The 16,004-nt window shown below is 62.9% G+C and carries 19 protein-coding genes; 14 read left to right on the top strand and 5 right to left on the bottom strand.

Features of this window, described 5'->3' with window-relative positions:
* Positions 1–110 precede the first annotated feature (110 nt).
* The 8 genes from PF66_RS08140 (at position 111) to PF66_RS08105 (ending at position 7,475) form a co-directional block, all read left to right on the top strand.
* Positions 111–1,142: an ABC transporter substrate-binding protein gene (locus PF66_RS08140; RefSeq protein ID WP_160320652.1), complete on the top strand. Its 1,032-nt coding sequence runs from the start codon at positions 111–113 to the stop codon at positions 1,140–1,142.
* Positions 1,142–1,957: an ABC transporter ATP-binding protein gene (locus PF66_RS08135; protein WP_054056729.1), complete on the top strand. Its 816-nt coding sequence runs from the start codon at positions 1,142–1,144 to the stop codon at positions 1,955–1,957. The genes PF66_RS08140 and PF66_RS08135 overlap by 1 nt, the downstream gene beginning before the upstream one ends.
* Positions 1,950–2,822 carry an ABC transporter permease gene (locus PF66_RS08130; RefSeq protein ID WP_054062381.1) on the top strand — a complete coding sequence of 291 codons (873 nt, stop codon included), beginning with the start codon at positions 1,950–1,952 and terminating at the stop codon, positions 2,820–2,822. Before PF66_RS08135 ends, PF66_RS08130 begins: the two co-directional genes overlap by 8 nt.
* 89 nt (positions 2,823–2,911) lie before the next feature.
* Entirely contained in the window at positions 2,912–4,222 is a 1,311-nt protein-coding gene (locus tag PF66_RS08125) for an OprD family porin (protein ID WP_054056755.1), read from the top strand.
* Positions 4,223–4,243: 21 nt separating this feature from the next.
* Complete coding sequence (locus tag PF66_RS08120; RefSeq protein ID WP_054062380.1) at positions 4,244–5,263, top strand: amidohydrolase family protein; 1,020 nt, start codon at positions 4,244–4,246, stop codon at positions 5,261–5,263.
* A 232-nt stretch (positions 5,264–5,495) separates the two neighbouring features.
* A complete protein-coding gene (locus PF66_RS08115; protein WP_081009815.1) occupies positions 5,496–6,209 on the top strand; it encodes an IclR family transcriptional regulator in 714 nt (237 codons plus the stop codon).
* Between the two features lie 214 nt (positions 6,210–6,423).
* Positions 6,424–6,798, top strand: a complete 375-nt coding sequence (locus PF66_RS08110; protein WP_054056733.1) for a RidA family protein — start codon at positions 6,424–6,426, stop codon at positions 6,796–6,798.
* A gap of 11 nt (positions 6,799–6,809) precedes the next feature.
* Positions 6,810–7,475: a helix-turn-helix transcriptional regulator gene (locus PF66_RS08105; RefSeq protein ID WP_241494289.1), complete on the top strand. Its 666-nt coding sequence runs from the start codon at positions 6,810–6,812 to the stop codon at positions 7,473–7,475.
* A gap of 26 nt (positions 7,476–7,501) precedes the next feature.
* Here PF66_RS08105 and PF66_RS08100 read toward each other — a convergent pair whose 3' ends face one another.
* Complete coding sequence (locus tag PF66_RS08100) at positions 7,502–8,248, bottom strand: sulfite exporter TauE/SafE family protein (protein WP_054062377.1); 747 nt, start codon at positions 8,246–8,248, stop codon at positions 7,502–7,504.
* A 118-nt stretch (positions 8,249–8,366) separates the two neighbouring features.
* Here PF66_RS08100 and PF66_RS08095 point away from each other — a divergent pair, with 118 nt between their 5' ends.
* The 3 genes from PF66_RS08095 (at position 8,367) to PF66_RS33005 (ending at position 10,437) form a co-directional block, all read left to right on the top strand.
* The gene (locus PF66_RS08095) at positions 8,367–9,263 is read left to right on the top strand and encodes a LysR family transcriptional regulator (RefSeq protein ID WP_054062376.1); all 897 of its coding nucleotides are present in this window, start codon (positions 8,367–8,369) and stop codon (positions 9,261–9,263) included.
* A 79-nt stretch (positions 9,264–9,342) separates the two neighbouring features.
* Entirely contained in the window at positions 9,343–9,798 is a 456-nt protein-coding gene (locus PF66_RS08090) for an anti-virulence regulator CigR family protein (RefSeq protein ID WP_054062375.1), read from the top strand.
* Positions 9,799–9,975: 177 nt separating this feature from the next.
* On the top strand, positions 9,976–10,437 hold the full coding sequence (locus PF66_RS33005; protein WP_054062374.1) for a hypothetical protein: 462 nt from the start codon (positions 9,976–9,978) through the stop codon (positions 10,435–10,437).
* Positions 10,438–10,592: 155 nt separating this feature from the next.
* Here the strand turns inward: PF66_RS33005 and PF66_RS08080 are convergent, their stop codons facing one another.
* Positions 10,593–10,820 (bottom strand): hypothetical protein, encoded by a 228-nt coding sequence (locus tag PF66_RS08080; protein ID WP_054056739.1) that lies wholly within the window; start codon positions 10,818–10,820, stop codon positions 10,593–10,595.
* 246 nt (positions 10,821–11,066) lie between these two features.
* Here PF66_RS08080 and PF66_RS08075 point away from each other — a divergent pair, with 246 nt between their 5' ends.
* Positions 11,067–11,714, top strand: a complete 648-nt coding sequence (locus PF66_RS08075) for a LysE family translocator (RefSeq protein ID WP_054062436.1) — start codon at positions 11,067–11,069, stop codon at positions 11,712–11,714.
* Here PF66_RS08075 and PF66_RS08070 read toward each other — a convergent pair.
* Complete coding sequence (locus tag PF66_RS08070) at positions 11,711–12,523, bottom strand: helix-turn-helix transcriptional regulator (RefSeq protein ID WP_054056740.1); 813 nt, start codon at positions 12,521–12,523, stop codon at positions 11,711–11,713. The genes PF66_RS08075 and PF66_RS08070 overlap by 4 nt on opposite strands.
* A gap of 209 nt (positions 12,524–12,732) precedes the next feature.
* Between PF66_RS08070 and PF66_RS08065 the strand changes: the two genes are divergently transcribed.
* Positions 12,733–13,485, top strand: a complete 753-nt coding sequence (locus tag PF66_RS08065) for an SIR2 family NAD-dependent protein deacylase (RefSeq protein WP_054062373.1) — start codon at positions 12,733–12,735, stop codon at positions 13,483–13,485.
* Between the two features lie 30 nt (positions 13,486–13,515).
* On the opposite strand, the gene PF66_RS08060 is transcribed toward PF66_RS08065, so the two are convergent.
* Complete coding sequence (locus PF66_RS08060; RefSeq protein ID WP_425357886.1) at positions 13,516–14,007, bottom strand: Lrp/AsnC family transcriptional regulator; 492 nt, start codon at positions 14,005–14,007, stop codon at positions 13,516–13,518.
* A gap of 176 nt (positions 14,008–14,183) precedes the next feature.
* Here PF66_RS08060 and PF66_RS08055 point away from each other — a divergent pair, with 176 nt between their 5' ends.
* On the top strand, positions 14,184–15,467 hold the full coding sequence (locus PF66_RS08055) for a cystathionine gamma-synthase family protein (RefSeq protein ID WP_054056744.1): 1,284 nt from the start codon (positions 14,184–14,186) through the stop codon (positions 15,465–15,467).
* Between the two features lie 21 nt (positions 15,468–15,488).
* Here the strand turns inward: PF66_RS08055 and PF66_RS08050 are convergent, their stop codons facing one another.
* Entirely contained in the window at positions 15,489–15,893 is a 405-nt protein-coding gene (locus PF66_RS08050; RefSeq protein WP_054062372.1) for a helix-turn-helix domain-containing protein, read from the bottom strand.
* Between the last annotated feature and the right edge of the window lie 111 nt (positions 15,894–16,004).

Below are 16,004 nucleotides of genomic sequence, written 5' to 3'. Positions count from 1 at the left end.
CTGGTATTCCGGATTTTTCTGCGTTTTAAAAATGCGGTTGACGGTTGGCACGGTTGTGAATAGCTTGAAAAAGGAATGTCATTCTAAAAACAAGAAAAATGGAGGTTCTCATGCACAGCCATTCCCGGCACGGAGCGTGCCGTCCAAGGTTGTCGTTCAAGGCGCTGTCCCTGGCCGTGAGCGTCTTCACCCTCAGTGCTGCGGCGCAGGCCGAGCAGGCCAGGGTGACCCTGGCGATCCAGTACGGATATGCCTATCTGCCCGTCACGGTCGCGGACAAACTGGGGTTGTTCCAGAAACAGGCCCAGGCCCATGGGCAGCCGGAAACCACGTTCGAGATCAAGCGCATCAGTGGGGCTCCGGCGATCAACGATGCCTTGATCAGCGGTAACGTCGACATTGGCGGCTACGGCTTGTCCGGTACCCTGATCGCCTGGGAGAAAACCCGAAAATCCCTGGATGTGCGGGCGCTCTGTGGGCTGGTGGCCGGTGATAATGGATTATTCGTGAACGATCCCGCGATCCGCTCGCTGGCCGACTTCAAGCCCGATGACAAGATCGCGGTGAGTTCGCCCAGTGGCCAGCAGGCCCTCTTGCTGCAGATGGCCGCCGAGCGCGAGTTCGGGCCCGAGCAGATCCACCGTCTCGACCGGCTGATGGTCAGCCTGCCGCACCCCGATGCGACCTCCAGCCTGATAAACAAGGCAGGCATCAAGGGCTACATCGGGCCCAACCCCTACCGTTACCAGCTGGCCCAGGACCCCCGAGTCAGCAAGCTCTACGACTTTTCCTCGGCACTGAACCTGCGCATGACCAGCGGCGTGCTGACCAGTAGCGGCCGTTTCGTGAAAAACAACCCGCAGTTGAGTGCCGCGGTGGTCGCGGCGATCGATGAGGCCAACGACTACATCCGTCGGGAGCCGCGCAAGGCCGCGCAGTTGTTCCTGTCCAGCGAGCCTTCCAGCCTTTCGGTCGAGCAGATCGAGGACATGCTGCGGCAGGTGGAAAGCGAGTGGTCGGTGGAGCCGACAGGGGTGATGGTGCTGGCCCGTTTCATGGTGCGATCCGGAGCCTTGAAAAAGGCACCGGACGATTGGCGCGAAGTGTTTTTCGCCCCGGTTTCGAACGGGGAGGGCAGCTGATGAGCCTCCTGTCGCCTATCGCCGTATCCAGCGATCTCGGTGCTGCTGCACTGCTGAGGGTCGAAAACGTCACGTTGCAGTACAAGACCCGGGATCAGTTGATCACGGCAACCCATGGCGTTTCGTTCGATGTGCAGCGCAACGATCGCTTCGTCCTGCTCGGTCCTTCGGGCTGCGGCAAGTCCAGCCTGCTCAAGAGCGTGGCCGGCTTCGTCGAACCGGTGGCCGGGCAGATCTGCCTGGATGGGCAGTTGGTTCGCGAGCCGGGCCCCGACCGCATGATGGTGTTCCAGGAGTTCGACCAGCTCATGCCGTGGAAAACGGTGATCGGCAACATCATGTTCCCGATGCAGGTCACCGCCCGCTTTCCCCGTGAGGAGATCGCCGAGCGTGCTGCCCGGGCCGCGACCAAGGTGGGGTTGGAAAAATTCAGGGATGCCTACCCCCACCAGTTGTCCGGGGGGATGAAGCAACGGGTGGCCATTGCCCGGGCCCTGGCCATGGAGCCGGCGATGTTGCTGATGGACGAACCGTTCGCCGCCCTCGACGCGCTGACCCGTCGCCGCATGCAGGAGGAACTGCTGGAACTCTGGGACCAGGCACCGTTCACCCTGATGTTCGTCACCCATTCCATTGATGAGGCGATCGTGCTCGGCACGCGCATTCTCGTGCTGACCCCGCATCCGGGGCAGGTGCGTGCCGAGCTGGACGCCAGTGCCTTCGGGTTCGCCGAGCAGGGCATGACGGCTTTCGCCCAACTGCACCAGCGCATCAGCCACATGCTCTTCGGTCACAGTGAGACTGCCCATGACTAAGCCAGTGATTCAAGCGCGTGCGGATGTCGAGTACGCCCCGGTAGCGCCCGGCCAGGTGGGCGATATCGCCCGGCGCCTGGGCCTGTTCGAACGTCTCTTCGCTCACGCCGGTGTCCGCCGGACATTGGTATTGGTGGTCCTGGCGGTGCTGTGGGAGGTGTATGCCCGCTACCTGGACAATTCGCTGATGTTCCCCACCTTCAGCGAAACCGTGGTGGCCATGACCCGGGACCTGCTCAGTGGCGTATTACCCCAGGCCGTGGTGAGTTCGCTCAAGGTGCTGCTGATGAGCTATGCCCTGGCTATCGGGCTTGCCGCGATACTCACGTCGCTGGCCGTGTCGACGCGCCTGGGCACCGACGTACTGGCCACCCTCACGGCCATGTTCAACCCGTTGCCGGCGATCGCCATCCTGCCGCTCGCCATGCTCTGGTTCGGCCTGGGTATCCAGAGCCTGATGCTGGTGATCGTGCACTCGGTGCTGTGGGCCGTTTCGCTCAACACCTACTCGGGCTTTCAGGTGGTCAGTCAGACCCAGCGCATGGCGGGGCGCAACTACGGGCTGCGTGGCTTGAACCTGGTGCTGCGCATCCTCATTCCCGCTGCGGTGCCGTCGATTCTGGCCGGCCTGAAGATCGGCTGGGCGTTTGCCTGGCGTACGCTGATCGCGGCCGAGCTGGTGTTCGGTGTCTCCGGCAATTCCGGCGGGTTGGGCTGGTACGTGTTCCAGCATCGCAACGCGCTGGAAACACCCAACGTGTTTGCCGGCCTGCTGATGGTCATTCTTATCGGCCTGGTGGTGGAGGGCCTGGTATTCCGCAGTATCGAAATGCTCACCGTGCGCCGTTGGGGCATGCAGAGCTGATGCAACGCCACTTCTCGTAAAGCGTCACCTTCCATAACAAGAAAACCGGCACCCATTCCCCGGGTGCCCAGGGAGCTTTTGTCTTGAATATCTCGTCGTCCGTCCGTTGCCTTGCCCTCGCCGCTGGTGGCAGCCTTCTCGGCCTTCCGGCCTATGCCGATCTGCTTTCCGACAGCCATGCCAAACTGTCGATGCGCAACTTCTATTTCAACAGCGATAACCGCGATGGCACGGCGAAACCGTCGAAAACCGAGGACTGGGCGCAGGGCTTCCTGCTCGACTTTCGCTCCGGCTACACCGATGGGCTCATCGGCTTCGGGGTGGATGCGACCGCCATGATGGGTATCACGCTGGACAGTGGCCGGGGCAGGCATAATGGCAGCTCGATGATCCCGTCCGATGGTGAGCGTGCTGCGCACCAGTGGGGCAGCGCCGGCGTCACCGCGAAGATGAGGCTGAGCCAGAGCGAGTTGCGCGTGGGCCAGTTGATGCCGAAGGTGCCGGTGCTGGTGGCCTCCGACGGCCGACTTCTGCCGCAGACCTTCCAGGGCGTGCAACTGCAGTCCCGGGAACTCGACAACCTCACGTTCATCGGCGGTGCGCTCAACCGTGCCAGGGGGCGTGCATCCACCGATCTGACCGGCATGGCCGTGAGTGGCGGCACTCGCGAGAGTGACCGGTTCTATTTTGCCGGGGCCGACTATCGCGCGACGGACTCGTTGTTGCTGCAGTACTACATGGGTCAATTGCAGGACTACTACCAGCAACATTTTGCCGGCCTCAATCACACCCTGTCCCTGAATGACTATGGCTCGCTGACCACGGACCTGCGCTATTTCCGCACGGGGTCGCAGGGCGCCAACGGCAGTGCCTCGGGCCGCCGGCAGGGGTACAAGGTCGGGGGATACACCGCCGAGGGTGATGGCGAGATCGACAGCGACCTGTGGAGCGCCGCCTTTACCTATCGCCTGCGTGGTCACGCCCTTGCGCTGGGCTACCAGAGTGTTTCGCAGGGCAGCAACTTCGTACAGCTCAACCAGGGTTCGATCGACAAGGGCGCTGGCGGCAGCAGCCTGTACCTGTGGACCGACAAAATGCTGCTCAGCTTTACCCGGGCCGGTGAGCGCACCGGGTTCGCCCAGTACGGCTATGACTTCGCGGAACTCGGTGTGCCGGGCCTCCAGGCATCGGTGATGTACCTCAAGGGCGACAATATCCAGACGGCAAGCGGTGTGGACCAGTCGGAATGGGAGCGCGACTTCTCCCTGGAATATGTCATCCAGAGTGGGACGTTCAAGGGGCTGGGCATCGTCTGGCGCAATGGTGAGGCCCATAGCGAGGCCACCCGCAATGGTGACCAGAACCGTCTGATCATCAATTACACCCTGGCACTTTTCTAAGCCTTGTCACCGGAGTCAGCCATGCACTCTCCCCATGCCCCCGTTCGGCCAGAATGGCTCGCCCAGGTCAGCGAAGCGCCGCTGGAGCCGCAACGGGCGATCATCGACGCCCATCACCACCTGTGGGACCGGCCCGGCCAGCGCTATCTGGCCGAGGACTACCTGGCCGATATGAACTGCGGGCATCGGCTGGTGGCGTCTGTTTATGTCCAGTGCCGTTCGATGCTGGACCTGGACCGCCCCGGGCCTTTCCAGGCCGTGGGCGAGGTGGAGTACGCCAATGGTGTGGCCGCCTACAGCGCCAGCGGGCTGGTGGGGCCGCTACGCCTGTGCGCCGCGATCGTCGCCGGTGCCGACCTGATGCTCGGCGATGGCGTCGTGCCGGTCCTGGAGGAGATGCGTCACCGTGGTGGCAACCGCTTGCGGGGTGTGCGCAACACCACCGCCTGGCACGTCGATCCTCGACTGGTCTCCAATCCCCGGCCGCCGCCCGCGGGTGTATTGGCGGAGCCGGCGTTTCGTCGGGGAGTGGCGCACTTGCAGCGTCACGAACTGGTCCTGGATATCTGGGCCTACCACACCCAGCTCGCCGAAGTGATCGAGCTCGCCGAGGCGTTTCCGGAGCTGGTCGTTGTCCTCGATCACCTCGGCGGGCCGTTGGGGGCCGGGCCTTATGCGGGCCAGCGCGAGGAGGTTTTTCAACGCTGGTCGATCGACCTGCGCAGGCTGGCGCAATGTCCCAACGTACGGCTCAAGCTCGGCGGGCTGGGCATGCGGGTCGCGGGCTTCGACCTGGATGCTCAGGCGCGGCCACCGGGTTCACTCAGGTTGGCAGCGCTGTGGCGACCTTATCTGCTGCAGGCTATCGACTGCTTTGGCGTGGAACGTTGCATGTTCGAGAGCAACTTCCCGGTGGACAAGGGCATGTACGGTTACGGGGTGTTGTGGAACACCTTCAAGCGCGTCGTGGCGGACTTCAGCGACAGCGAGAAGGAGTGGCTGTTCAGTGGTACTGCCCGTGAGGTCTACCGCATCCCCTGAACGGGGGAGGTAGCCTCGACCATCGGTCCTGCCAGTCTCGGGCAACTGCGCGATCTCTTCGACGCCAGTCCACCGATTACGCCGAGGCCAGGGACGGCTGGCCTTCTTCTTGCCCGAATCCATCCAGGGCCGCATCGGCGGCACAAGGATGGCGAGGAGCAGGGGGTTGTCGGATAATGCGTGCATTAGCCCTTGCGAAACATGAGGGCACCAATCACGTGAGGTCTTTCTGATGGTAAAAGCGCGGCCGCGTCCAGCGGTAAACGGTGTGGCTTCGGCCGACCGTGTATTGACTGTGCTCTCAGCGTTTCAAATGGGCGATTCGGCGTTGAGCCTGGTGGAACTCACGGAGCGTACGGGGCTGATCAAAAGCACGATCATGCGGCTGATGGTGTCGCTGGAGAACCACGGTTTCATCACTCGAATGAGCGATGGCCGCTATCAACTGGCCAGTGAGGTCATGAGGTTGAACGCGGTGTACCAGGAAACCCTCGACCTTGAGCGGCATGTCATGCCTCGGTTGCATTATCTGGCCGAGCAGTCCGGCGAGACCGCCTCGTTCTACGTGCGTCATGGCGCCTATCGGATGTGCCAGTATCGGGTCAACTCCTCCCATCGCCTTCGTCTCAACATGCAGCCAGGCGACATGCGGCCCATGGACGAGGCCGCCGGTGCCCAGGCCCTGCGCGCGCCGTTCCAGACCGGCATTACCCTGGAGAAACCCTATTATTCCTGTGGTGCGACCGACCCGCATGCCTCATCTATGGCCTTGCCGATCTATGGTGCGCAGCATGAATTGATGGGCGCGCTGGTCATCTCCGGGCCTGCCAGCCGGTTGACGGAGGAATGTGCGGACAGCTTCAAGCAGGTGTTTTTCGAAACGGCGCGCGATCTGATGCGCAGCCTGGGCTACAAGCCTTCCAATGCGGAGCTTGACGCTGAATGACGGGGAGCAGCCCTTCGCCGATGGTGTGAAAACCCGCTGGTCCTCGTCTGAAGCCCCCGGTTTTGTAACGTCGACTGCTGCTCGGGCAATGGCAGGGCCGCGCTTCGGCATGATGCTGCAGAGTGAATAAAAGTATTGCGAATGAGCATTTGTTCATTTTAGCATCCTGGGCTTACCCTCATGGGTCACACCAATCGCTATCGGAGCCCCTTTCATGAAGACCATCACCAGCGCCAATGCCCCCGCTGCAATCGGCCCGTACTCCCAGGCCAAGGCTTTCGGCAATCTGATTTTCACCTCCGGCCAGATTCCGCTGGACCCTGCCAGTGGCCAGGTGGTGGAAGGCGGCATTCGCGAGCAGGCGCTGCAGACCATCAAGAACCTGGAAGCTGTCCTGAAGGAAGGTGGGGTCGGCTTCGAGCAGGTGATGAAAACCACGTGCTTCTTGCATGACATGGCCGATTTCGCCGTCTTCAACGAGGTTTACGAGCAGTTCTTCGTGTCCAAGCCGGCACGCTCCTGCGTGGCGGTCAAGACCCTGCCAAAAGGTGTGCTGGTCGAGATCGAGGCGATCGCCGTCTCGGCCTGATGCCCCGGAGCATGGTCAAGCTTTCGCCGGCAGACCAGGCCATCCTGCAGTCCCATTCGACGCTGCTGGACGGCCTGGCAGCCTACCTGGGGGCGGGCTTCGAGTTCGTCCTCCACAGCCTGGACAACCTGGACGCCTCGGTGATCAAGATCATCAACGGGCACCTGACCGGGCGGCAGGCGGGGGCGCCGATCACCGACCTGGCCTTGCGCATGCTCGCCGAGATCAACGATTCGCCGAACCGCTCCGGCATGAGCTACTTCTGCAGCAATCGCAACGGTGAACCGCTCAAGTCCACCACCCTCGTTATCCGCGGCGAGCAGGGCACGCCGATAGGGCTGTTGTGCATCAACTTCCACCTGAACACGCCGCTGCACGAGATCCTCGGCAGTTTCACGCAACTGCCCGCCGGCGCCCCCGAGGTGCTGTCGGAGAACTTTGGCGCTGACGTCAATGAAACCGTGCTGGTGGCGCTGAGCACGGCGCGCAGGAAGGTCGCCGAGACGATGGCGGTGTCCTCGGGCGGCTACAACAAGGCGGTCATCAACCTGCTTCACGAGCAGGGCATCTTCAAGCTCAAGGGCGCCGTCATTCGGGTTGCCCAGGACCTGGGGGTTTCCAGGAACACCGTCTATCTGCACCTGCGTTCGGCACAGGACGGCGAGTCGTCTGCCTGAGCGCAGCCACCCTGTTCCAGCTTGCCTCAGAGCAAGGGCCGAGAGCAAAGCTCAAGGCCAAGCACGAGGAGCAACAGCAGGAAACACTGGCGGAAGCGCAGGGGGCTGATCCGCCTCCGTACACGTTGGCCCACCCACATGCCGATCAGTGCCGGCACGACGGCTGCTGTCGACATACCGAACTGCTCGACGTGAAAGGCGCCGTGGGAGAACAGCCCGATGGCCAGGGCCACCGTGGAGAGAGTGAAGGACAGGCCCAGTGCCTGAACCAGTTCCTCACGGTTCATGTTCAGTGACCCGAGGTAGGGCACCGCAGGCATCACGAACACACCTGTTGCCCCTGTCACCACCCCGGTTATCAGGCCGATGACCGCCGATAGCCATTTTTCCACCCGGCCCGGCACCGCGAGGGTGGGCGCAACCAGGGCGTAGACGGCATAGACGATCAGCGCCATGCCCAGGCCGAAGCCTGACCAGACGGGGTCTGCCTTCACCAGTAATGCCGAGCCGCCCACGGTGCCGAGCAGGATGCCCAGCATCATCGGCCAGAGCCTGCGCAGCAGGCGCGTTATCGATGGGCCGCAAAACAGTTGCCAGACGTTGGTGACGAAAGACGGTATGAGCAGCATCGCGGCAGCGGCCGCCGGCGGCATCGCCGTGCCGAGCAATCCCATGGCCACCGTTGGCAGCCCCATGCCGGTGACGCCTTTGACCAGGCCGGCCGCCAGGAAGGTGCCCGCCAACAGAACAATGTACAGCGTGTGATCGTGCATGAGTGATCCGCTTCGAGGGGGGGAACAGGGCTGAATTGAAGCCTCTGGCGGAACGCTGCACAATGCGGAAATATCAGCACAGCCTTCGGATGATCCGAAGGCATGAGCGAGGTGATCCATGCGTTTCGACTTGGCGGACCTGCAGTTGTTCCTGTGTGTCGTGGATGCCGGCAGCATCACCGCCGGCGCGGCCCGGGCGAATCTGGCCCTGGCCTCGGCCAGCGAGCGATTGCGCAGCATTGAAAGCGCTGCCGGCGTGGCCCTGTTGCATCGACGCCCGCGAGGAGTGGTGACCACCGAGGCGGGCGAGGTGCTGGCGCATCACGCCCGGCTGATGCTTCGGCAGCAGGAGAGGCTCAAGGGCGAACTGCAGGACTTTGCCACCGGTGTCCGGGGCACGATCCACCTGTATGCCAACACCGCCGCACTCACCGGGTTTCTGCCGAACCGCCTTGCACCGTGGCTGGCCGAGCGCCCCCGTTTACGCCTCGAACTCAGGGAGCGCACCAGTGCCGACATCGTCAGCGCGGTGGCGGCCGGATTGGTCGAGGCCGGTGTCGTCTCGGATGCCGTTGACGCGCAGGGCCTGCAGTTGCAGGCCGTGGCGAAGGATCACCTGGTGTTGATCGCGGCGGCCGGGCAGCCGTTTCCGCCAGGCAAGGACGTCACGTTCTCGCAGGTCGTGGATCTTCCCTTCGTCGGCCTGTCCCCCGGAAATGCCCTGCAGGATCACCTCAACGACCATGCCCATGCCGCGGGCAGGCCTCTCGATCTCAGGGTTCGCATGAAAACCTTCGAAGATTTGTGCGAAATGGTTGCCCATGGCGTCGGTGTCGGGATCGTGCCCCAGGACATCGCCCGGCGTTACAAACGGCGGTACCCCCTTCGGCTGCTTGCCTTGAACGATGACTGGGCACGGCGGCAGCTCTGCCTCTGCTTTCGGCAGTGGCATGAATTGGCGGCGCCGATGCAAAGCCTGCTGGTTCATCTGGGAGGCGGGCCGCAAGCGGTTTGAGCCTCTGCTGGCACGGCGCACCGGCTTCGGGGCAGCTACATTGATAGCGGTGAGACATTTCCTTTTCAGGAGGACGACCATGCGTAACGCTCGTTTGTTGGCGGCCCTGACCACCGCCCTGGTGCTGGCTGCCGGCTCCGCCTGGGCAGATCCGGGCAATGGCCAGGGAAACGGCAAGAAGTTTTCCCAGGGTTTTCAGGGCCAGGACGATCAGGGCGGTCACGGTAAAGGCAGGAAATCCGCTCATGGCGATCGGGCGCAGGGTCCCAGCATCGACCGCAATGGGGTGCTCGTCGTGCTGGGTGGATACCGTGACTACTGGAGCCCGGGGCCTGCCTTGCCGCCGGGGATTCGCAAGAACCTGGCCCGGGGCAAGCCGCTGCCACCCGGTATCGCCAGGAAGCTCGATGGTCGACTGCTGGGGCAGTTGCCGCGTTACGACGGCTATGAATGGCAACAGGCAGGGGCCGACCTGATCCTGGTTTCGATTGCCAGCGGGATCATCTATGAAGTGCTCAGTGGTGCCTTCAATTGACCCGTTCCACCGGCCATTCGCTTCGGCGGTGGCCGGTTGTCGAAGGGATCCAGGGAGAGGCGTTCTCATTCACTTTATAAAAGGCCATGAAGGCTTCCGTCTGTCGTCTTCCATTGAACGGCAACCCATTGATCGAGTCCCAGGCAGTGCAAAAGACTCACTCAACTGGAAGCCATCATGCGTTTCAAAAAAACCAACCTGATTGCCGTCATGTCCTGCTTCATGATGTTTGCAACTGCTCCGCTGCTACCGGCACAACTCTCCCTCATGACCTCCGCGTATGCCAAGGGCGGTGGCGGTGGAGGTGGAGGTGGCAACGGCGGTGGCGGCCACGGTGGGCATGGGGGAGAGGGCGGCGGTCACGCCGGTGCCGGGCGCTCGGCGAGCGCCGAGGGGCGAGGCCAGGCACTGGGTCACCAGAGCGATCATGTCGGCAAGGCGGTTCGGGATCATGGGGTGAGCGGCCAACATACTGGCCTGGCCCGTAACGGTTCCAAGGGACATGGCGTTGCCACTTCCGGCGTCGCCCACTCCAAGGCGACCCAGGGCCTGTCGAAGGCGACCGCCATTTCGGCCACCACGCCGGGCGATCACAATGCCAAGGGGCTGAGCAAGGCCAGCGTGTCAAAGGCCAGGTAGGGCGGTCGATCAGGCTGCGTTCGTGCGGTATAGCCTATAGCTATAGCCGGGGAGGGGCGGCGGCGAGCGGACAACAGCATACCGTAGCCTTCGTGCCAACAAAGGCTTGTCCCGTGCCGCTGCCGGAAAACACGGATCCATTCACCTGTTTTCAGTCAGCTGCGAAACCTGGGCAATGGACGCTCGATGCTCAGCGAGGTGAGCGTCTTGCGCACCTGGGCATCCTCGGCCTCCAGCGCCTTGAGACTCGCGCGGATCTTGCCGGCCGCCGGCATGTCGCCCTGGCGGTCGATCCAGTCGGCTATCTCCTTGCAGGCACTGCTCAGGCAGGCCTGGCGCTGGTTCATCAACGACAGCAGGTTGGTGAGTTCTCGTTCGGACATGATGGGATCCTCCGTTCGACCTCATCAGTGTAGCAGCGCTCTGTCGGAACATGGCGGCAGCTTGTCTCGGCGTTTGGCCCGCCGGCCTACAGCGCCGAGCGCAACCCTGGCTCCACGAGTCAGGCCTGTGGCCGCCCTGGCCCGGGCGGTGTTGGCAGATACCTGGGCAACAGCAATTTTTTCCAATATTCCGCCGCCGCGTTCTGGCTCAATCAGCGACCTGTTTACGTTTGCCTGGGTTTGTCCGTGCAGTTCACCAGTGGTTTTCTTCTCAGTCTTTCGCTTTGTCTCGACATCGGCCTGGCCAATATCGCCATGATCACCCTGGCGATGCAGCGGGGCTTTCTGCAGGGTTTCTGGCTCGGGCTGGGTACCTGCTTCGGCGACCTGATCTACGCGATCCTGGCCCTGGTCGGGATGACCGTCCTGCTCCAGTTCACCTGGGTGAAATGGAGCCTGTGGATCGGAGGATCGGCGCTGCTGATCTACTTCGCCGTGCGCATGATCATCAATGCCTGGCAGAGCCATGGCACCATGCAGAACGCGGGGCAGGTCGTGGAGCGCTCGGCGATCAAGGCGTTCCTGCGGGGAATATTCATGGCCGTCTCTTCTCCCAGCGCCATCCTCTGGTTCGCGGCGGTGGGCGGCACGCTCATCTCCCGCTCCGGTGCCGGTGGGCTGGGCAATGCATTCCTGTTTCTCGCCGGTTTTTTCGTGGCGGGCGTGTGCTGGAGCGTCGGTTTGTGCACCGCGGCCAGCCACGGCGGCAAGCTGCTGGGTGACCGCATGCTGAGGTACAGCTACATCGCCTCGGCACTGATCTTCGCCTGGTTCGCGGTGTACGTGATCGCAACGGGGTACCAGGAGTTCATCCTCGGGCAGCCTGTCGCCTAACGCCGTGGGCCCTTGCGTGGCATTCGCGGGCTGTCCCTGTAAGCGTCCGAGTAGGCCTGGGGAGAGACGCCCATCACCTTGCGAAAGGCGTTGATGAAGTGGCTCTGGTCGTAGAAGCCCAGTTCGGTGGCGACGTCCAGCACGCTGGCCCGATCACGTAGCCGCCGGCGCGACTCGATCAGCCGCAGTTGCATCTGGTATTGCAGGGGCGCCAGTCCGATCTGCTTCTTGAAACATCGCACCAGGTGGTATTTGCTCAGACCCACGGCTGCGGCCAGGTCATCCAGATCGGCCTTGCGGGTCAGGCAGTCACGCAGGTACTCGACGGCCCGCGAGACGGCGGCGTGCTGTTCGCCGAACCGCGTATTGCGGGGTTCCAGCCATTGGCAGAGCAGGCACAGAAAAGCTTCCTCCCGCTGCCTGCGATGAGCGGCCGGTGTCCGAGCGAAGTCGAGCAGGGCCTGGTGCAGGCCCGGATGACTGAAAACGCCTTGCTCAAAGGTGCTGCTGGCCAGGTTGTTGTCCCTGACCACGCGGGCAATACCCTCAGGGTCCAGATGCAGGCTCACATACTCGACCCCGGTCGGACAAAACTCCGAGGCCTGCATGGCCAGCGGGTTGTACAGGGTGATCTCGCCGGGCCTGGCGGTCAGCGTCCGGCCATCGAGCCAGATGTGTTCGGTGCCCTTGAGGTTCGTGCCCAGCACATACTCATCATGGGTATGGCGGGGGAAACTCGCGGCATCGGCACGCACCCATGAGGCTTCGATCAACGTGCCAGCTTGCCAGTCGTCGGTGACAAGGGGCATGAGTCACGTCCTCCTGGTCAGCGCATCAGACTGTGGCGGGGTTATCGGCTGGGGATCGGGCAGGAAAGTCATGCTGCCATTGTGCCAGAGCGCAGTCCTGGCGGCGATAAACTCCGGGGTGAATCGTCAGGCAATCGTGGCTTTTGGCGAGGCCTTTGGCTCGCAGGCGGGTACACTGGCCAGATCGATTACGCAGACAGGAACAGGTGATGATCGAGTTTGAGGAGCAACGCTTGCGTGATGCACGCCATGTGGTGGTATTCACCGGTGCAGGCGTTTCGGCGGAGAGTGGCATCCCGACATTTCGCGACGCCTTGACCGGTTTATGGAGCCGCTTCGACCCGGCGGCCCTGGCCACCGCCGAAGCCTTTCGCAACGATCCTGCGCTGGTCTGGGGATGGTATGAGTGGCGACGCTCGAAGGTCCTCGCCGCCAGCCCCAACCCCGCCCATCTGGCTATTGCCGAACTCGCCAGACGGGTCCCCCGGCTGACGGTCATCACCCAGAATGTCGATGATCTGCATGAGCGTGCGGGGTCTCGGGACGTCATTCACTTGCACGGCAGCCTCCATTCGCCGCGCTGCTTTGCGTGCACGCGGCCGTATCAGGGCGTCAGTGGGCCACTGGCTGAACCTGAGGAGGGGCGCAGGGTCGAGCCGCCACGCTGCCACAAATGCAATGGCAAGATCCGCCCCGGTGTGGTCTGGTTCGGCGAGGCGCTGCCGGCACAGGCCTGGCGGGACGCACTGGCGGCGGCCGGCGATTGCGATCTGCTGTTTTCAATCGGCACTTCGGGCGTGGTGCAGCCTGCGGCGCAGATCCCCCAGGTCGCCAGGAAACAGGGCGCGGTCGTCGTGCATGTCAACCTGCAGCCGGAGTCGGTCGAAGGGGAAAACGAGTTCGCCCTTGTCGGCCAGGCGGCAGACATTCTGCCGCGGCTGCTTGCCCGGATGGACGCATAGCCTGGAAGTATTTCAGCCAGGCCCGCTGAGTCACGCCTGGCGAACGCTGATCCTGTTGGACGCCTTCACTTCGCGCAACGAGAAGCTCGACTGCATCTCCTTGACGCCGGGGATGGTGCGCAGGCGGTTGAGGGCAAACGCCGAGAAGCTTTCCAGGTCATCGGCCAGCACCTGCAGCAGGTAGTCGTGTTGCCCGGAAATGTTGTGGCAGGCGGTGACCTCGGGCATTTGCCGGACCCGCTCTTCAAAGATCCGGCAGGTGGCTTCGGTGTGGTTGTCCAGGAGGATGCTGACGAAGGCGACGACACCCAGGCCCATGAGGTGCCTGTCCAGGATGGCCTGGTAGCCCCTGATTGCACCGATCGACTCCAGGCGCTTGAGGCGTTTCCAGCAGGGCGAGGGCGAAAGGGAAACGCGCTCCGCCAGTTCGGCGTTGCTGAGTCGACCATCGTCCTGGAGGATCTTCAGGATTTTCAGGTCTGTGTCGTCCAGTTCGATCTTCGCAGTTCTTGTTTTCATCATTCTGACTTTTTATGGAAGAATATTTCCCATACTAGGTTTTTCGTGATGGAAATGGAAAGAATCTTTTTGTGGGCAGTGGATACACTGGATGGGTTCACCACCCGCTCGGTTCGTCGTGTCTCGCGTGGCTGAGACGAGGTGCGTGGGCTCTATTTCAGTTCAGGGAAGACTCACGAATGTCCTACTCCAGCTACCACAAGAAGAAAATTGCCGATCACGAGCTGCACCCGGAAACGCTGATGATGTCGTACGGCTACGACCCGTTTCTGTCCGAGGGCGCCGTCAAGCCGCCGGTCTTTCTGACTTCCACGTTTGCCTTCCGTACCGCTGAAGACGGTGCGCAGTTCTTCGATATCGTTTCCGGCCGCAAGCCGCTGCCCGAGGGGGAGGCCGCCGGGCTGGTGTACAGCCGTTTCAACCATCCGAACCTGGAAATGGTCGAGGACCGCCTGGCGGTGCTGGATGGCGCGCAGGCGGCCGCGGTGACCTCCAGCGGCATGGCCGCCATTGCCGCGGTGCTGCTCGCCTTCCTGCGGCCAGGAGACCAGATCGTGCAGTCGGCACCGCTGTATGGCGGTACCGAAACCCTGATCGCCAAGATCCTGCCCGAGTGGGGCATCGGTTCCCACGGCATCGACAACGGCCTGTCGCGCGAATCGATCCGTGAGGCACTGGAGGCCGCCGCGCGCCATGGCGCTGCGCGAATCTGCTACATCGAGACGCCGGCGAACCCGACCAACACCCTGGTGGACTTCGAGGCGATCCGGACGGAGGTCGATGATTTCACGGCCCGGCATGGCTACCGTCCGTTGATCGTGTGCGACAACACGCTGCTGGGGCCGATCTTCCAGCAGCCGATCCGCCATGGCGCCGACCTGTGCGTCTACTCGTTGACCAAGTACGTCGGTGGGCACAGCGACCTGGTCGCCGGCGGCATCACCGGCAGCAGGGAACTGATCGCCAAGGTGCGGGCGATCCGCAGCGCCTTCGGTTCGCAGTTGGACCCGCATTCCTCGTGGATGATTTCGCGCTCCATGGAAACCCTGGTGCTGCGCATGAAGCAGGCGGCTCGCAGCGGCAGCGCCATTGCCCACTGGCTGGCGAACAACCCCTATCAGAAGATCAAGGTGCTGCATCCGGAACTGATTGACGATTCGCGTTATCAGGCGGTGTACGAGCGCCAGTGCAGCGGGCCGGGCTCCACCTTCTCGTTCATCCTCGACGGTGGCCGCGAGCGGGCGTTCAAGTTCATCAATGCGCTGACCCTGTTCAAGTCCGCCGTGAGCCTGGGGGGCACCGAGTCGCTCATCTGCCATCCGGCCTCGACCACCCAGTCCGGCGTGCCCGCGCAACTGCGTGCCAAGGCCGGTGTGTCCGAGGGACTGATCCGTGTTTCGATCGGGTTGGAGCACGAGGCGGATCTGATTGCCGACCTCGAAAACGCCCTGCGCAACAGCTGAGGCAAACGCAAGGTTCCAGGGCTACTCGGCAAAGCAGAACTCGGTTTGCCGAATGGCCTGGGATGAATCGCGCAGGCGGGGCTGGGCACGACGCGGCGGTACCCGTGGTTCCTCGCTGAACGGAATCTGCAGTTCCTTGAGCACCCCCGACTGCGCCAGCTCGGCGGCTTCGCGTTCCAGGCGGCCGAGCAGCACCTGGATCGGTTCACCGGTCTGCGCGCCAAGCGTGACAGCCATCAGCGTCAGCGGGCTGACGTTCAGCGGGACGCTCAGTGCGCTGATCATCTCCAGGGTCGGGCAGCATTGCCCACGTTCCAACTTCGAGATGTACGTCCGGCTGCTGACTTCGGCGAGTTTTTTCTGGGAGAGTCCACGGGTGGCGCGCATGGCCTTGAGCACAGCGGCAAAGGTTGCTTTGAGCGACATAAAACGTTCCTGAGAGAGCGGCATTTCTGTGTCAGTCAGATGAGGATCAACGTGCCAGAGCTGACGCGGCCAGGCTCTGTACAAAATGGATCTGCGCTGGCCCAGGCTGCG

The organism is Pseudomonas asplenii (assembly GCF_001293465.1).
Classification (GTDB): Bacteria; Pseudomonadota; Gammaproteobacteria; order Pseudomonadales; family Pseudomonadaceae; genus Aquipseudomonas; species Aquipseudomonas fuscovaginae_B.
Note: the sequence above shows the minus strand (reverse complement) of the source record. Positions and strands in the feature narration are given on the sequence as shown.

What these genes read in the sequence shown, in the direction of transcription:
- PF66_RS08140 (WP_160320652.1), top strand. Translation starts at nt 111, where the DNA reads ATGCACAGCCATTCCCGGCACGGAGCGTGCCGTCCAAGGTTGTCGTTC.
- PF66_RS08135 (WP_054056729.1), top strand. Translation starts at nt 1,142, where the DNA reads ATGAGCCTCCTGTCGCCTATCGCCGTATCCAGCGATCTCGGTGCTGCT.
- PF66_RS08130 (WP_054062381.1), top strand. Translation starts at nt 1,950, where the DNA reads ATGACTAAGCCAGTGATTCAAGCGCGTGCGGATGTCGAGTACGCCCCG.
- PF66_RS08120 (WP_054062380.1), top strand. Translation starts at nt 4,244, where the DNA reads ATGCACTCTCCCCATGCCCCCGTTCGGCCAGAATGGCTCGCCCAGGTC.
- PF66_RS08115 (WP_081009815.1), top strand. Translation starts at nt 5,496, where the DNA reads ATGGTAAAAGCGCGGCCGCGTCCAGCGGTAAACGGTGTGGCTTCGGCC.
- PF66_RS08110 (WP_054056733.1), top strand. Translation starts at nt 6,424, where the DNA reads ATGAAGACCATCACCAGCGCCAATGCCCCCGCTGCAATCGGCCCGTAC.
- PF66_RS08105 (WP_241494289.1), top strand. Translation starts at nt 6,810, where the DNA reads ATGGTCAAGCTTTCGCCGGCAGACCAGGCCATCCTGCAGTCCCATTCG.
- PF66_RS08100 (WP_054062377.1), bottom strand. Translation starts at nt 8,248, where the DNA reads ATGCACGATCACACGCTGTACATTGTTCTGTTGGCGGGCACCTTCCTG.
- PF66_RS08095 (WP_054062376.1), top strand. Translation starts at nt 8,367, where the DNA reads ATGCGTTTCGACTTGGCGGACCTGCAGTTGTTCCTGTGTGTCGTGGAT.
- PF66_RS08090 (WP_054062375.1), top strand. Translation starts at nt 9,343, where the DNA reads ATGCGTAACGCTCGTTTGTTGGCGGCCCTGACCACCGCCCTGGTGCTG.
- PF66_RS33005 (WP_054062374.1), top strand. Translation starts at nt 9,976, where the DNA reads ATGCGTTTCAAAAAAACCAACCTGATTGCCGTCATGTCCTGCTTCATG.
- PF66_RS08080 (WP_054056739.1), bottom strand. Translation starts at nt 10,820, where the DNA reads ATGTCCGAACGAGAACTCACCAACCTGCTGTCGTTGATGAACCAGCGC.
- PF66_RS08070 (WP_054056740.1), bottom strand. Translation starts at nt 12,523, where the DNA reads ATGCCCCTTGTCACCGACGACTGGCAAGCTGGCACGTTGATCGAAGCC.
- PF66_RS08065 (WP_054062373.1), top strand. Translation starts at nt 12,733, where the DNA reads ATGATCGAGTTTGAGGAGCAACGCTTGCGTGATGCACGCCATGTGGTG.
- PF66_RS08060 (WP_425357886.1), bottom strand. Translation starts at nt 14,007, where the DNA reads ATGATGAAAACAAGAACTGCGAAGATCGAACTGGACGACACAGACCTG.
- PF66_RS08055 (WP_054056744.1), top strand. Translation starts at nt 14,184, where the DNA reads ATGTCCTACTCCAGCTACCACAAGAAGAAAATTGCCGATCACGAGCTG.
- PF66_RS08050 (WP_054062372.1), bottom strand. Translation starts at nt 15,893, where the DNA reads ATGTCGCTCAAAGCAACCTTTGCCGCTGTGCTCAAGGCCATGCGCGCC.